This window comes from Streptomyces chlorus (genome assembly GCF_042655885.1).
GTDB classification, from domain to species: Bacteria; Actinomycetota; Actinomycetes; order Streptomycetales; family Streptomycetaceae; genus Streptomyces; species Streptomyces chlorus.
Window position 1 is genome coordinate 1 of sequence record NZ_JBHSOA010000028.1, and the last position, 13730, is coordinate 13730.

General features: G+C 71.1%; 15 protein-coding genes and 1 tRNA gene. 4 read left to right on the top strand and 12 right to left on the bottom strand.

Translation table 11 applies throughout. The annotated features are described in order from the left end of the window. Positions 1-587: 587 nt before the first annotated feature. Together ACFPZI_RS13945 and ACFPZI_RS13950 are read right to left on the bottom strand one after the other, a co-directional pair. On the bottom strand, positions 588-1280 hold the full coding sequence (locus ACFPZI_RS13945; protein ID WP_381362975.1) for a S8 family serine peptidase: 693 nt from the start codon (positions 1278-1280) through the stop codon (positions 588-590). 33 nt (positions 1281-1313) lie between these two features. Then, positions 1314-1946 (bottom strand): VanZ family protein, encoded by a 633-nt coding sequence (locus tag ACFPZI_RS13950; RefSeq protein WP_381362977.1) that lies wholly within the window; start codon positions 1944-1946, stop codon positions 1314-1316. Between the two features lie 152 nt (positions 1947-2098). On the opposite strand from ACFPZI_RS13950, the gene ACFPZI_RS13955 reads away from it, so the two are divergent. Beyond that, positions 2099-3370 carry a sensor histidine kinase gene (locus ACFPZI_RS13955; RefSeq protein ID WP_381362979.1) on the top strand — a complete coding sequence of 424 codons (1272 nt, stop codon included), beginning with the start codon at positions 2099-2101 and terminating at the stop codon, positions 3368-3370. Next, the gene (locus ACFPZI_RS13960; RefSeq protein ID WP_381362981.1) at positions 3367-4023 is read left to right on the top strand and encodes a response regulator; all 657 of its coding nucleotides are present in this window, start codon (positions 3367-3369) and stop codon (positions 4021-4023) included. Before ACFPZI_RS13955 ends, ACFPZI_RS13960 begins: the two co-directional genes overlap by 4 nt. A 39-nt stretch (positions 4024-4062) precedes the next feature. Here ACFPZI_RS13960 and ACFPZI_RS13965 read toward each other — a convergent pair whose 3' ends face one another. Continuing rightward, complete coding sequence (locus ACFPZI_RS13965; RefSeq protein ID WP_381362983.1) at positions 4063-5355, bottom strand: helix-turn-helix domain-containing protein; 1293 nt, start codon at positions 5353-5355, stop codon at positions 4063-4065. 214 nt (positions 5356-5569) lie between these two features. On the opposite strand from ACFPZI_RS13965, the gene ACFPZI_RS13970 reads away from it, so the two are divergent. Continuing rightward, complete coding sequence (locus ACFPZI_RS13970; protein WP_381362985.1) at positions 5570-6301, top strand: DUF4232 domain-containing protein; 732 nt, start codon at positions 5570-5572, stop codon at positions 6299-6301. Between the two features lie 481 nt (positions 6302-6782). On the opposite strand, the gene ACFPZI_RS13975 is transcribed toward ACFPZI_RS13970, so the two are convergent. From ACFPZI_RS13975 to ACFPZI_RS13985, 3 genes are all read right to left on the bottom strand, one after another. Next, positions 6783-7175: a type II toxin-antitoxin system VapC family toxin gene (locus ACFPZI_RS13975; protein ID WP_381362986.1), complete on the bottom strand. Its 393-nt coding sequence runs from the start codon at positions 7173-7175 to the stop codon at positions 6783-6785. Next, the gene (locus ACFPZI_RS13980) at positions 7175-7408 is read right to left on the bottom strand and encodes a hypothetical protein (RefSeq protein ID WP_381362988.1); all 234 of its coding nucleotides are present in this window, start codon (positions 7406-7408) and stop codon (positions 7175-7177) included. The genes ACFPZI_RS13975 and ACFPZI_RS13980 overlap by 1 nt, the downstream gene beginning before the upstream one ends. A gap of 312 nt (positions 7409-7720) precedes the next feature. Next, a tRNA-Gly gene (locus ACFPZI_RS13985) sits at positions 7721-7794 on the bottom strand. Between the two features lie 578 nt (positions 7795-8372). Here ACFPZI_RS13985 and dcd point away from each other — a divergent pair. Then, positions 8373-8948 (top strand): dCTP deaminase, encoded by a 576-nt coding sequence (gene dcd, locus ACFPZI_RS13990; protein ID WP_381362990.1) that lies wholly within the window; start codon positions 8373-8375, stop codon positions 8946-8948. Between the two features lie 139 nt (positions 8949-9087). Here dcd and ACFPZI_RS13995 read toward each other — a convergent pair whose 3' ends face one another. From ACFPZI_RS13995 to ACFPZI_RS14020, 6 genes are all read right to left on the bottom strand, one after another. Further along, positions 9088-10164, bottom strand: coding sequence for a Yip1 family protein (locus ACFPZI_RS13995; protein WP_381362992.1), 1077 nt, complete (start codon positions 10162-10164; stop codon positions 9088-9090). Between the two features lie 67 nt (positions 10165-10231). Further along, entirely contained in the window at positions 10232-10609 is a 378-nt protein-coding gene (locus ACFPZI_RS14000) for a helix-turn-helix domain-containing protein (RefSeq protein ID WP_381362993.1), read from the bottom strand. Next, positions 10606-11184: an IS607 family transposase gene (locus ACFPZI_RS14005; RefSeq protein ID WP_381362995.1), complete on the bottom strand. Its 579-nt coding sequence runs from the start codon at positions 11182-11184 to the stop codon at positions 10606-10608. The genes ACFPZI_RS14000 and ACFPZI_RS14005 overlap by 4 nt, the downstream gene beginning before the upstream one ends. 152 nt (positions 11185-11336) lie before the next feature. After that, positions 11337-11465 carry a hypothetical protein gene (locus tag ACFPZI_RS14010; RefSeq protein ID WP_381362996.1) on the bottom strand — a complete coding sequence of 43 codons (129 nt, stop codon included), beginning with the start codon at positions 11463-11465 and terminating at the stop codon, positions 11337-11339. Positions 11466-11642: 177 nt separating this feature from the next. Next, a complete protein-coding gene (locus ACFPZI_RS14015; RefSeq protein ID WP_381362998.1) occupies positions 11643-13367 on the bottom strand; it encodes an NADase-type glycan-binding domain-containing protein in 1725 nt (574 codons plus the stop codon). Beyond that, the coding region (locus tag ACFPZI_RS14020) for a phage tail protein (RefSeq protein WP_381363000.1) at positions 13364-13730 on the bottom strand (367 nt) is incomplete at its 5' end. The genes ACFPZI_RS14015 and ACFPZI_RS14020, both read right to left, overlap by 4 nt.

The window sequence follows — 13730 nt, forward strand, 5'->3', positions numbered from 1 at the left end:
GTACCGCTTCGTGTACGTGCTTCCCACCTGGTCACTACTTCCTCTGGAACCTCTCAGGTCCCAGTCTCCAGGTGTCCACGATCAAGGGGAAGCTTCAAACCTCGGCTCATCCTTCGGCACGGCCATCGCCGGCACCATCCTCGTCGCCGGCCTCGGCAAGGGCGCGTACGCCGCCGCAATGACCACTCTGGCGGTCTTCGGCCTCGGCGGCCTGGCCGCGGCAGCGCTCCTCCCTCGGGACATGGGATCCAGCACCAGTCGCACCCCTCGGACCACAGCTCCCGGCCCCCAGGACCAGCGCTTAGTCAGGGCACGTGGAGGGCGCCATGGGGCCCAAATTGGACTAGACGACAAACAACCCCCGGGTCCATGACCTGGGGGTTCGCTTTGGAGCGGGTGACGAGAATCGAACTCGCGCTCTCAGCTTGGGAAGCGACGGCGCTTGCGCGGCCGCATGGCTGCTGACCTGGGAAGATTCGTTGTACTGCGGCAGGTATGAGGGCCTGCTGGCACCGCTGTTGACCGTGGTTGTCCGCTCTGAAGGGCACGCTGTGGGCACGACGTCGCGGGGTGGACAAGCGCCGTGCTCATATCGCCTTCTCCGCGCTTGGGGCTCGTCGACGCGTAGGTCGACTGAGGAGAGTCATCGCGACTGCACATGGATGGCTGACCTCTGTCCTGCTCGGGGTCGTCCCACGGCGTCGGGCTGTGCCTGTCATGCCTCGGCATGGGGCCACCTTGTGCGACCGGAGAGCGGTCGTCGTCGAGGCACTCCGAGGTGAGCGGGTCCTGGAAGACTCCGACGAGCCACTGCCCGCCGGGACGGTGAGTCGCTTCGGCGGGACCTCGAACATGCCCTCTGCGGCGCGCTTTCCGTTCTCACCGGACGCCTCGGTGGCCAGGGCGAGGCTGTCCGGCCGGTCGCCGTCGTCGCGGTAGGTGATCTCCCTGGTGACAGGCTTGTCGTCGGTGTGTGGCCACTGCGTGGTGCCGAAGCTCAGTGCAGGGCCAGCGGTCACCTGCCGGTCGATGGCCTGCTTCAGGTCCGTAAGGCTCGTGCCCTGCGTGAACACGGGGAGGCTCTTGGCCGGTTGGGCGGAGGAGGCGAGCGCGGCCCTGATCCGCTCGCCGGTCCGGTCCGGGTGCTCCTGGGCGAGGATCGCGGCGGCGCCCGCCACGTGCGGGGTCGCCATTGACGTACCGCTCATCGACACATGGCCGTCGGCGGCCGGGTCGCCCTCCGTGCCCTCGGCGGCCGTTGCTCGTCCTCTGTGCTTCAAGGCATGCCTCTCCGAGAGAGTGGGGCGCGGCGGTCAGCGGGCGACGGTGGCTTCCACCGCGTGACGGGTGCCGTGGCGGCGCGCTTCCCGCTCCCGCGTGGCCGTCGCGGAGCCGGGCAGGGCGAGGGCGCGCAGCAGGCCCGCCGCCGCCGGGACGCGGGCCGCCAGACGAAGGGTCAGGTAACCGACCAGCCCGCCGAGCGTGTTGGTGATGAGATCGTTGACGTCCACCGAACGTGCGTTGTTGCACACGATGTACATGAGGAGCTGGGTCAGTTCGATCGACAGGCTGGCCGCCGCCGCAAGGGCGGTGACCCGGGCCAGGGAGGTGGTCTTGGCGGACATCAGCGGAAGCAGCATGCCGAGCGGGACCATCAGGACCACGTTGGCCGCGATGCTGGGGTCGGGGCTGAGCACGGGAATCCAGCTGATCTGGTTGGTCCAGGGCATCATGTTGGCGTACTCGCCGTAGGTCACGACGATCGGAAAGATCGTGAGGCTGAGCACGCCGGCGGCGTACGCGGCGGCCAGCAGCCGGGTCACCGCGTGACCCCCGGTCCAGCCGGGCCGGCCCTGCCGTGCGCGCAGGGCCAGGAGCAGGCCGAACGCGGCCAGCAGGGGCCCCAGTACGGTCGGGGCACCGATCTCGAAGTTGATGTTGCCCATGGGGTGTACTCCTCGGTGTGACGGACGGGTGCCGACGACGTCCGGCGGCGATGCCACTGTCGCCCGCCGCACCGGGACGGCGGATCGTGCGAAAGGTAGATCTTCGGCGGAGCGCTACGACTTTTGGCCGACCTCCCCGTTACGCTCCCGGCATGAGGTCCTGGCGGTGGTCGTGGCGGTGGTCCTGGCGGTGGTCGTGGCTGTGCGCCGTGGCGTGGCCCCTGGTGGTCGTGCTGCTGCTCTGTCTGGGGTTGCTCGACCACCTCTCCGACACCTTCCGCGCCACCCTGGCCGGTCCCGTCATGCTCGGATCCGGGCTGCTGACGGCCGCCGCCCTCGTGCTGTGGCCCCGGCTCGGCGCGCGGGGCCTGCCCGCGGTGGCCTGTGTCGCGGCGGCGGCGTCGCTGGGCGTCACGGTCGCCCTCCCCGTGATCGAGGCATGGCTGATGCGGCTGCCCTCCGTCACCCCCCTGAACACTCCCTATGCCTTCACCGAACCGGCCGCGTTGCTGGGGCTGTTGATACTGACCGCCTGGCGCGGGAGGCTGGTGTGGACGGCGGTGGCCGTGCCGCTGACCATGGCGGCGATCGTCCTGCGCCCGCTGGCACTCGGGGTCGACGAGGGCAGCATGATCGTGACGTTCTTCCTCACCCTGGCGGCGACGGCGGCCCTGGCCGTCGGCCTGACCGTACGCCTGGTCACCGCGGACCGGCGGCGGCGGGAGACGGCCGTACGGCTGGAGCAGCGCGCGGAGTTCGCCCGGGACCTGCACGACTTCGTCGCCCATCATGTGACGGGTATCGTCGTCCAGGCGCAGGGGGCGCGTTCGATCGCCGTCCGGCGGCCGGACCTGGTGCCGCCGGCGCTCGAACGGATCGAGCACGCGGGGGCGGAGGCGCTGAAGTCGATGCGTGCCATGGTGGGGATGCTGCGCGACACCGCCCCGGAAGGGACGGACTCGGGCGAAACGGGGGAAGCGGCGCTCGCGCCGCTGGCGGGCATGGCCGAAGTGCGGTCTCTCGTCGAGGGTTTCGCCCCGGTGGGCGGCGGCCGGGCGAGCCTGCGGACGGAGGGCGGGTTCGAGGACCTGCCGGTGGAGGTGGTCACCACCCTGCACCGCGTGGTCATGGAGGCCCTGACCAACATACGCAAGCACGCCCGCGACTTCACCGAGGTGGAAGTGAGCCTGGTCCGGTTCGGGCCCTGCGTCACCGTGACGGTGAGCGACGACGGACGACCACGCGCCGGCCACCAGGCCCTCCAGGCGCTGGGCGGAGGCTTCGGGCTGAAGGGGCTGGCCGAACGCGTGGGCATGGTCGGCGGCCGGGTCCAGGCGGGCCCCGCGGCGGCCGGGGGCTGGCGCATCGAGGCGATGCTTCCCGTGGGCGAACCCGCGAGCCCCGCGGTGGGAGGCACCGCATGACGATCCGGGTGCTGATAGCCGACGACCAGGCGATGGTCCGTACCGGCTTCGAGATGATTCTGGCCGCAGAGGACGACATCGAGGTCGTCGCACAGGCATCGGACGGCCTGGAGGCGGTGGAACTCGCCGAACGGCACCGGCCCGACGTGGTGTTGATGGACATCCGCATGCCCCGGCTGGACGGCCTGGAGGCGCTGCGCCGGCTGACCCGTCCCGGCCTGGTCGAACCGCCGAAGGTCGTCGTGGCCACGACGTTCGACGACGACGAGTACGTCCACCGCGCGTTGCACGGCGGCGCCTGCGGCTTCCTCCTCAAGGACTCCGGCCCCGCGCTGCTCGTCGAGGCGATCCGAGCCGCGGCGTCCGGGGAAGCCCTCGTCAGCCCGTCCATCACCCTCCGCCTGCTGCGGGGCCTGCCGGGCACGGCCGCGCCCGTTTCCCGGGCACCGCAGCCGTCCGGTCTGTCGGCGCGCGAGACGGACGTGGTCCGGCTCGTGGCCACCGGTCTCACCAACGCGGAGATCGCCGCCGAACTGTCCATCTCCGTGGGCACGGTGAAGACCCACCTGGGCAACGTGCAGACCAAGCTCCCCGCCCGTAACCGCGTCGAGATCGCCGCGTGGGCCTGGCGGTCGGGCATCGTCGGCGGGTGAGGAGGAGCCCTGGCACCAGGACTCACTCCCGCTCGGTTTCTAGGAACGGTTCTCCTCGTCCCGCCCCCACTCGGAGGAACCGAGCGGATGGGTGTACGCGGGCCGTCCCGTGTTCCCGCTCGTCCGGAAGGGGTTGCCGTGGTCGTCGACGCGCACGGTGCCCCGCCGGTCACCGCTGGACCAGGTCAGCTCCAGGTACCAGCTCACGTGGTGTGCCCGCGCGTCCGCGAAGATGTGGAAGACCTCGGGATCGGACTCACTCACCTTGTACGGGAAGTCGCGCTGACCGGCCCGGGGGGAGAGCGCGGGCCGTCCGGCATCGAGGTCCACCCCGAAGGCCGCCGTCTCCACGTCACCACCGCACCCGACGCCCATCGTGAAGTCGTTCCAGGCGAGGGGCGCGCTCTTCTCCACCACCCGTACGTGCAGTTCCTCCAGGACGACGGTGGCCCTCCCGGTGCCCTGCACGGTCAGCGCGAGCATCTGCTGTCCGCCGGCGACCCCGCCCAGCGCGGTGACCCACCCCCGCGCGTCCGGCTCACCCGGCGGCGGAGGCACCTGCTCGGGCTTCCGGTCGATCAGGTAGTGCTGGCTGCAGGGCCCTTCCCACTTGTACGGATTGACGGCGACGGTGGGCGCGGTGGCCCCGTCCTCGGAACCGCCGCCCCGGGCCGCCCCGGCCGCACCGTTCCGGGAGGCGGAGGCAGAGGCAGAGCCGGACGTCGTGGGAGTGCCACTGTTCGAGGCGGACGGCGAGGCCGACCGGCCCTTCGCGTCGGCCGGCTCGGAGGCGCCGGGGCTTTCGCCGACGGAGCCGACGGACCGGGAGGCAGTTCCCACCGGCCGCTTCCCGCCCGGGTCGTCATCGCCGTCGCTGAGCACGAGACTCACCACGAGCGCGGTCGACACGACGGCGGCGGCCCCGGCGAGGACGGCGGTACGCCGCCGCGCCACGGGAGCCTTCGCCGCGGACCGCCGCTCACCCTCGGGACCGGCCTCGACCGCCGCCCCGGTCTCCGCCGTCCCGGGGTCGGCCTCCGCCGCTGTCCGTGTCCGCGGTTCCTTCTCGGCAGGGGCTCCGCCCGCCTTCTGCCTCCGCCGGGCATCCGCGAGTACCCACCGCCGATGCAGTTCCACCAGTTCCTCGGGCGTCGCCTTGCACACCCGCGCGAACCGTTCCACGGGCGCGTAGTCCGTCGGCACCGCGTCCCCGTTGACGTACCGGTGAAGCGTGGACGCGCTCGTGTGCAGCCGCTTCCCGAGCACCCCGTAACTGAGTCCGGACCGCTCCTTCAACCGGCCTAACAGCTCGGAGAATTCGTCTCCCGCCATGGTTCCGTTCCCTCCCCACGTCCCGGACCCCCATTCCAGGGGGAGGCCATTCCACCAGTTCAGAGCCGTTGCAAGCGTTCCAGCGTCCCGGATTCCCCGGCAGTCGTGGCAGTCGGGACGGATCACCGCACAAGCTTGGGCCACCCAAGCACGCCGCTCCCGGAATCCGGGCGAACGGCCCCTGCCACACCATGCACTGCCCAAGGGGGACCACATGTCCGCACGCACCCACCGCACCCGTGTGTTCGCCGCCGCCGCGTTCGCGGCCGCCGCGCTGACGCTGACGGCGTGCAGCAACGGAGAAGGCGTCCACGACGAGGGGGCACCGGCGGGATCCGCATCCACGCCGGCGCCCGCGTCCTCGCCCGAGGCGAGCGGGGGAACCCCCACCGGGGCGGGGCAGACCGACCCGGCGGGCTGGGCTTCCGGAGACTCGATCGGCGGCGCGGCCGGTTCGAGCGGCACGACGGGTGCCACGGGCTCGTCGGGTTCTGCAGGTTCGTCGGGTTCCGCGGGCTCCAAGGACCCGGCGTCCGCCTCGACCCCCTGCTCCAGCACCTCCACCCGGATGACCGCCACGGAGGTCTCCCGCCCCCTGAACCACCTTCTTCTCACGGTCACCAACACCGGTTCGAAGAACTGCGACCTCATCGGCTATCCGGCGGTCCGGTTCGGCGAGGCCCAGTCCGTCCCGCCGGCCTTCGAGGACTCCAAGCCGCAGGCGGTGGTCACGCTGGCCCCCGGTGAGTCGGGCTATGCGGGCGTCCTCCTCTCGGCCGCGGACGGCGGCGGCTCCAACGGCTACACGGCCAAGTCCCTCGCGGTCTTCTTCAACGACGGCGCGGGCACCGCCCGCCCGTCACTCCCCGCGAAGGGCGTGTATGTGGACGACTCGATCGGAGTCTCGTACTGGCAGTCGACCATGGCCGACGCCCTGGCCTGGTGAGGCGCCGGCTCGCTGACGCCACGGTTCGGAAGGCCAGGACCACCGCCGCGACGAAGGCGTCCGCCAAGCCTCCCGGCACGGATCCGGTACGCGACCACTGACCACAGCAGACGGCAAGAAGGCCCGGGTCGCATGACCTGGGCCTTCTCCATGGAGCGGGTGACGAGAATCGAACCCGCGCTCTCAGCTTGGGAAGCGACGGTGCTCGCTCGCCGACTACCGCGCTGACCTGCGGTAACGCGGGGCCAGGATTCCGTGGCCGGGTCGGGGTCGCACCCTTGGTGACCGCTGTTGCCCGCTCTGAAGGCACGGATGGGGCACGCGGTTGGAACGAGGTCGGTGTGGGCACCTTCAGCGGGACGTTGACGGGCGTTGCGCTGAAGGCGAGTTGAGCGGTGGCGTGACGCTTTACTCGGGCGACGTCTCAGGTATCCGCAGGCCGGGAGCCTCTGTCAGGGGATCCTGACGGTGAAGAGATGCCTCAGGCAGGCATGTCGACGGTCAGTCCGGCTGCTTGGGCGGCATCGGCCAGTCGTTTGTCGTAGGTGACGAAGGAGGTGAGCTGGGAGCGGATGCGGAGAGCCGTTGCCAGGTGGATGGCGTCCAGACTCCGTACGGTCGCCGGTTTCACCGTCTGGGCCACGATGCGAATGCCCGCGTCCAGCTCCACCAACTCGATCAGGTCAAGGACCGGGTGGAGCCGGGCAACGGCTTCCGGGGCGTAGCGTGCCAGGGCCCGCGACGACTCGATCTCCACCAGAACCGAACTCGTCCATCCGGTCTCGGCCCGTTCGTCGAGCCAGTCGCGCAATGCCTGCGACTCGGACTCGGCGTGGACGAGTTTCACGACGGCGGCCGAGTCGAGATAGATCATCAGCGCTCGTCCTCGCGGCTGCGGGCGATCTCCGCGGCGATGTCGATGCCGTCCGGTTCGCCGAGCGGCATACGCAGGACAGCGCGGCGCATCGCGGCAGCCCGCTCTTTGCGCAGGGCGGCTTCGAGCACGGCTTGGCGGATGGCCGCCGAGCGTGAGCTGCCGTCATGGGTGAGAACGTCCAGAGCGTGCTCGGTCTCCGAGTCGCTGCGGATCGTGATGGTGTCAGCCATGCAACCAATGTAAGACGATTTGTCTTACGTCGCAAGTCCCGGCCTGCCGCCCCCTCCGCGGCGCAGGAAAGCGCCAATTTGCCCCACGGAGGGAATGGCAGGCTGAGGGCTCTCCCTGCTCGACCTTGCATAGCGTGGCGTGGAATCGCAGGTCAGCGGCACACGCTGGCGTGAGGAGCGGCGGTTGGCCGGCCTCAATTGAGCGCCCGTGCCCTCCGCGTGCCCTATCTTTCGAGTGCACGATGATGTGAAACGCACCGAAGAGTCAGCGATAAAACACAAACCCCAGGCCGATGACCTGGGGTTTTCTCGTGGAGCGGGTGACGAGAATCGAACTCGCGCTCTCAGCTTGGGAAGCTGATGTTCTACCATTAAACTACACCCGCTTGTGATCCAGAACACTGGTCTCGACCGGTGTTCGGATGCTCGCCCACTGTACCCCATGCCAGGTCCCCGGTGTTTTCCGTGCCGGGGGCCTGATGCTGTTTCAGGGGTGGAAGCGGGTGCGGAGGGCTGAAGTTGGGGCGTACGGTGGGGCTCCGCGTGAGGGGTGTGCGGGTGGGGAGTGCCGCCTGTGGAGCCGTCTCCTTGATCCCGTAATGTGGCTTTTGTCGTCAGGGTAGGAAGCCAGACGCGGTTCTTGGGGAAGGGACTCTTGGACTTGATGGAGCGCACCGTCGTCCGCTGTGCCGATGGGCACGTATTCGCCGCCACCTCGTTCCCGATGCAGCAGGCCGAGCGGCTCGGCCCCGGTCGGTTGCTGCGCTGTCCGCGCTGTGCGCGGCTCCGCAGCGTCGTACCGGTGACTTTCGGGAAGCGGTAGAGCGGCAGAGCGGCAGGGCTGTGTCCGGCCCGGCGGTCGTGAGAGCGGTCGGTGGGCCGGGGGCAGTACGTAGACCTTGGGCGTGGGCGCGTGGGGCGGCGCGGTGGTGGCCGGCCTGCGCGTCTTGCGTATCCTCGGGGAGTGCTTCTCTCAGACAAGGACATCCGGGCCGAGATCGACGCCGGGCGGGTACGGATCGATCCCTACGACGAATCCATGGTGCAGCCGTCCAGTATCGACGTGCGCCTCGACCGCTTCTTCCGGGTGTTCGAGAACCACCGGTACCCGCACATCGACCCCTCCATCGAGCAGGCGGAGCTGACCCGGCTCGTCGAGCCGGAGGGGGACGAGCCCTTCATCCTGCATCCCGGTGAGTTCGTGCTGGCCAGCACGTTCGAGGCCATCTCGCTGCCCGACGATCTCGCTTCGCGGCTCGAGGGGAAGAGTTCGCTGGGGCGGCTCGGGCTCGTCACGCACTCGACCGCCGGGTTCATCGACCCCGGCTTCTCCGGGCATGTGACCCTCGAGCTGTCGAACCTCGCCACGCTTCCCATCAAGCTGTGGCCCGGTATGAAGATCGGCCAGCTGTGTCTGTTCCGGCTCAGCTCGCGCGCCGAGTTCCCGTACGGCAGTGAGCGGTACGGGTCCCGGTACCAGGGGCAGCGCGGGCCCACCGCCTCGCGCTCCTTCCTCAACTTCCACCGGAGTCAGGTGTGAGTGGTCCGTCCAGCCGCCCGTGGTGAAGCGGGCCGGGCAGGTTCTCGACGCGTAGAGGGGCGCACGGCCGGCGGTCGAGGGCAGGGCAACAAGAAGGGGGCTCCCGCCGGGAGCCCCCTTCCTCATGTGCTGCTCGTGGTCAGAGCGTGCCCAGCTTCACCAGGGACAGCAGGGCGAGGAGCTGGATCGCGGACGCGCCCAGGGCCTTCGGCCAGGGGAGGTCGTGGGAGCGGCTGACCATCAGGGTGAGGAGCGCGCCGCCCGCGACCCAGGTGGCCCAGCCGATGATCTGGACGAAGCCGGCGTCGCCGCTCGCGAACATCGCGAGGATCAGGCGGGGGGCGTCCGTGAGGGTCATGATCAGCATGGACAGGCCGACCGTGGGCTGCCAGGCGCCGTTGCCGCCGAGCTGGCGGGCCAGGGAGTGGGTGACCACGCCCAGGATGAGGAAGCTGATCACCATGGCCACGGCCGTCATCAGGACGATGGGTATGGCGCTGGTGAGGGTGGCGTCGATCGCCTCTTCGCGGGCGCCGTCGAAGCCGAAGATCGCCAGCAGGCCGTAGAGGAAGGTGACGGTGAGGGCGGGGCCCCACATCGTGTAGTCGCGCATCTGTAGGAAGGTCCGGTCAGGGGCGGTGACGATGCCCTTGAGCAGGTCCTTCCAGCGCAGGCGGGGGCCGACCGGACCGGGCAGGGGGCCCGCGTCGCCGGGATACGGGTCCTCGCTGATCCGGAAGGCCTGGGTGTGACCCGGGTTGTTGGCCGCGTACGGGTCGTGAGGGGTGTGCGGGGCGTGCGGGCCGGGAGGGTACGCGCCGCCGTCGCCGAAGTATTCGGGCTCGCCGTGGCCGCCGCCGGCCCCGGGGCGGTGCTGGCCGCCGTAGCCGCTCGGACCGCTCGGACCGCCCGGGCCGCTCGGCCCGCGGTTCACCTGCGGCCAGCCACCGCCGTTGCCGCCGCCGCTGTGGCCGCCTCTGCCATAGGGCGGCTGCTGGGGCGGGTACGGTTGAGGCGCCTGCGGGGAGCCGTACGACGGCCCCGGCGGCGTCTGCTGTCCGTACGGGGGTTGTTGCGGTCGCGCGTGAGGAGCGCCGTTGTTGTCCCGGCCGCGTCCGATCCTGAATCCAGCCACGTTGTCGAACGTACCTGGTCCCGGGGGGCCACGTGCCGGGCCAGGGGTTTCGGGCCCGCCTTTGCGGCCGAGCTGTGACATCCCGTTGCTTTGATCATCAAGTGATCTCAGTAATCCCGGTGTTTCCACTGGAATGGTCCGTAACGGGTCACCAGAGCGGGAGTTGTGCCCTGGCGGCTTGTTGACGGGCCGACGCGCCTGCCAGGCCGGTGTTGTATGCCTCCTTGGAGTTCTCCTCCCACCAGCCGGCGAAGCGCGGGCCGGCGCGTTTGCCCTCGTTGAACGCCTTGCGCAGCGAGGGCAGCGACCACGACCGCCACGGTGTCAGCTCGTCCTCGGCAATGCCGTACGACTGCTCGGCCCTGCGCTGCCACCACGCGGCGGTGATGTACGCGACTGCCCAGTTGTACGCTGCCCTCGCGGCACCTCCGTGCGAGTGCAGGTGGCGGCCGGCGGTGGCGTTCGGGTCCAGCGCGAGCTTGTGCGCGAGGACGGTGAAACCGGGCCGCGGCTTGAACTTCTTCATCCGGCCACCTCCGCGCCGGTGGCAACGGCGACGGCCCGGGCGGCCCGGTTCTTCGCAGAGCGGCGGCCGTACAGGCGTGCGCACATCGAGGTCAGGACCTCGGTGACATCCCGCACGAGATCGTCGGCGCTCTCCGCCGGGTCAAGGACGAGCAGGCGCCGCCCCGAGGCCGAGAGGGCGGCCTCCAGGTGCTCGACGCCGAACCGGGCGAGGCGGTCACGGTGCTCGACCACGATCGTCCCCACACCCGGGTCGGCGAGCAGCCGGTGCAGCTTGCGACGGCGCCCGTTCAAGCCGGAGCCGACCTCCGTCACCACGTCGGCGACCACCAGAGCCCGGGACATTGCGCCCTGAACAGTCCGGGCGACCTGGCGCTCCAGGTCCGCTTTCTGGTCACCGGACGAAACACGGCAGTACACCACGACCCGTCCCGCGGCCTGCGGGACGGACTCGGTCACGAGCCATGTACCCGACGGCGTCTGCACGACCGGGACCGGCATACGGCCCTCCTTCGCCCAGGTCCACGCGGTCTGGTAATGCACGCCGTTGCGCGCCGCCCACTCGGAAAGCTTCACCACATCAGGATATTTACGGAGGAAGACTGATATCCGCTGAAAGAAATAGGAACTGTTGTTCACTCTAAGGGGTCGTCAGCCTGGTCGTCCGTCCTCCGTAGGGCTTGGCGCCGGCTCGGTCCTCCGCAGGACGGAGCCGGGGCCGGTCGGTGTCAGTCGGCGAAGTCGCCACTGAACTCCGGCGGCTTGACGGCGTCCTGCGTCGTCGGGGTGGTGCTCGTGCCGCGCAGCAGGATGCCGCGCCACCGGAGGAGGGGTGGAGGAGGGTTGTACGTGGACATGGCGAAGATGCGCGCGAGGGCGCGACGGGTGCGGGGGCGGGTACGCGACGGGGGCGGGTGTGAGGCCGGACGGGGCGGCCCGGCCCGGCCCGCACCGCGCGGGTTCGTGCGCGGTGCGGGCGTGGTGCGGGCCGGGACCCCGTCGGGTGGCCGTCGGGTGGAGAAGGACGGCGGTTACTAGGTGTTGTTGTTCGAGGGGCCGAAGAACTCGATCTCGGCGATCGCCACCTGCTTCTTCGGGTCGGCGCCGTAGGCCGAGCGCAGGACGAAGCGCACGGTGGTCACCTCGCCGACCCGGAACTTGCGGCGCTGGCCGCCGGCGCCCTGGTCCAGGGTGATGGTGCGGGTGATCTTCTTGCCGTCGGCGAGGGTGATTTGGGCGTCGAGTCGGCGCGGGAGCGCCGACTCCGACAGCTGGTCCGGCTTGGTCGAGACGCCGGGGGTGATCACGAGGTCCAGCAGACGGGTCGGCTGGTCGAAGGTGGCCTCCAGCCACTCGCCCTCGGCGGACTGCGAGATGCCCGGACCCCACCAGGTGTTGTTGAGCTTGTCGAAGGCGAGGGCCGCGCCGTGCTCGGAGTAGGAGCGGGACGCCTTGACGCTGGACGGGCCGATCGGAGCCCGCTTGGCGAAGTGGTCGCGGGTGGCCTGGATCATCGCACCCATGTTCACGATCAGGGCGATGACCAGTCCGATGACGACGGCGGCGACGACCCAGTTCCAGACGTGGCCGAACCCCCGGCGCAGTCGCGGGCGGTCGCCCGCCCAGGCCGCCTCGCCGTTCCGGTCGCCGAACATCCGGCGCCACCAGGGCAGGCGCCCCGGGGTGTCGTCGCCGCGGGTCATCGACATGGCGCAGCGGGAGCAGTAGTGCCGCTCCGGCCGGTTGAGGGTGGAGCACCAGGGGCAGGGGATGCCGCCCTCGGCGCCGGCCTGCGGGCCCACGGCGCGGACCTGGGGGCGGTGGGCGACGGGACGTCCGGGCAGGACCGGCGCGACGGCGGGCTCGTCCGGGGCGCGGGGCTCCGGGTCGGCGACGGGGACGAGGAGGGACCTGGCCCGCGCGGCGGCGTCGTCGTCGTGGTGGGGGTGCGGCGGCCGGGGGGAGCCCGCCGCGTGCGGCAGGGGTTCGGTGTCGCCGTCGGGGGTCGTGGTGTACGGGTCGGCCGGCCGGGGGGTGACAGGGGCCTGGCCGCCGCTGCCCTGGTGTCCACGGGACCGGTCGGGTGTGCCCTCGGGTGTGCCGGTGGGTGTGCGTGCGCCGTCGGGTGCGGTGGTGGCTGCGGCGGATGTTCCGGCGGCGCGGTCCGTTCCGTCGTCGTAGCCGTGCGAGTCGTGTCCGTAAGGGTCGTGGGACGTGGCTGTTCCCGGTGCGCCCGGTGCGCCCGGTGCGGCGGTCCGGTCATCGGCATGCGTCGCCGGTGCCGGTGCCGGGGGAGATGCCGGGGCGGTCATGCGGGCGCCGTTGTCCGCCGCTTCCGTCCGGGGGTGCGGTATCGCGGCGCGGCCCCTGTCGTCGGTGCCGGTCCGGCCGGTGGCTCCCGGCCAGTCGTCGGTGTCGCCCCTGCGGGCCGGCCGTTCGGCCCTGTTGTCGGTGCCGGGCCAGTCGTCCGCGTCGCCTCTGCGGCTGCTGGCGGCTCGTCCGGTCCTGTCGTCGGTGCCGGTCCGGCCTGTGGTGTCCGGCCGGTCGTCGGTGCCGGGGCCGTCCGTGGTGCGGGTCCGGGCGGGGGCGTCGGCCGTCGTGGCACGTCCCGTGGGCTCGGCCTGTCCCGGCCGGCCGCTGTCGGCCCAGCTGAGGACCGCTCCGCAGGAGTCGCAGAAGGACTGGCCGGGTTCCGCCGGGGTGCCGCACTCGGCGCAGCTGGGGGTGGCCCGGCCGGGTCCGGAGGTCTGGCTGGTCATCTGTCGGTGGTCCTTTCGGCAGCGGTCGCGGCGGTGACCTTGACCGTGTACGGCATGTGGGCGGGGCGGGCGGCCGCGACCAGGGCGTCCAGTCGGTATGCGTCGGCGGGGGCCGGGTCGGGCAGCGCCAGCGAGACGTGCAGGTGCGGGCGGTGGTCGCCGGGTACCGGGCCGAGCGGCCGGGCGTGCCACTCGGCGGCGCCGCTCTCGGTGATCTGTGGCGTCACGCCGAACACGAGGCGCACCGCCTCGGACAGGCCGCGCCGGGTGCCCCGTACCCGGTGCAGGTACGTGGCGGCGGCGACGGCGGCACGCAGTCGGCGTTCCCCCTCGGAGCCACCGGCCGTGGCGCCACCGGTCCCG

Coding starts and splice junctions, on each gene's coding strand:
- ACFPZI_RS13950 (WP_381362977.1), bottom strand. CDS start 1,946: ATGGGCAACATCAACTTCGAGATCGGTGCCCCGACCGTACTGGGGCCC.
- ACFPZI_RS13955 (WP_381362979.1), top strand. CDS start 2,099: ATGAGGTCCTGGCGGTGGTCGTGGCGGTGGTCCTGGCGGTGGTCGTGG.
- ACFPZI_RS13960 (WP_381362981.1), top strand. CDS start 3,367: ATGACGATCCGGGTGCTGATAGCCGACGACCAGGCGATGGTCCGTACC.
- ACFPZI_RS13965 (WP_381362983.1), bottom strand. CDS start 5,355: ATGGCGGGAGACGAATTCTCCGAGCTGTTAGGCCGGTTGAAGGAGCGG.
- ACFPZI_RS13970 (WP_381362985.1), top strand. CDS start 5,570: ATGTCCGCACGCACCCACCGCACCCGTGTGTTCGCCGCCGCCGCGTTC.
- ACFPZI_RS13975 (WP_381362986.1), bottom strand. CDS start 7,175: ATGATCTATCTCGACTCGGCCGCCGTCGTGAAACTCGTCCACGCCGAG.
- ACFPZI_RS13980 (WP_381362988.1), bottom strand. CDS start 7,408: ATGGCTGACACCATCACGATCCGCAGCGACTCGGAGACCGAGCACGCT.
- ACFPZI_RS13995 (WP_381362992.1), bottom strand. CDS start 10,164: ATGTCACAGCTCGGCCGCAAAGGCGGGCCCGAAACCCCTGGCCCGGCA.
- ACFPZI_RS14000 (WP_381362993.1), bottom strand. CDS start 10,609: ATGAAGAAGTTCAAGCCGCGGCCCGGTTTCACCGTCCTCGCGCACAAG.
- ACFPZI_RS14010 (WP_381362996.1), bottom strand. CDS start 11,465: ATGTCCACGTACAACCCTCCTCCACCCCTCCTCCGGTGGCGCGGCATC.
- ACFPZI_RS14015 (WP_381362998.1), bottom strand. CDS start 13,367: ATGACCAGCCAGACCTCCGGACCCGGCCGGGCCACCCCCAGCTGCGCC.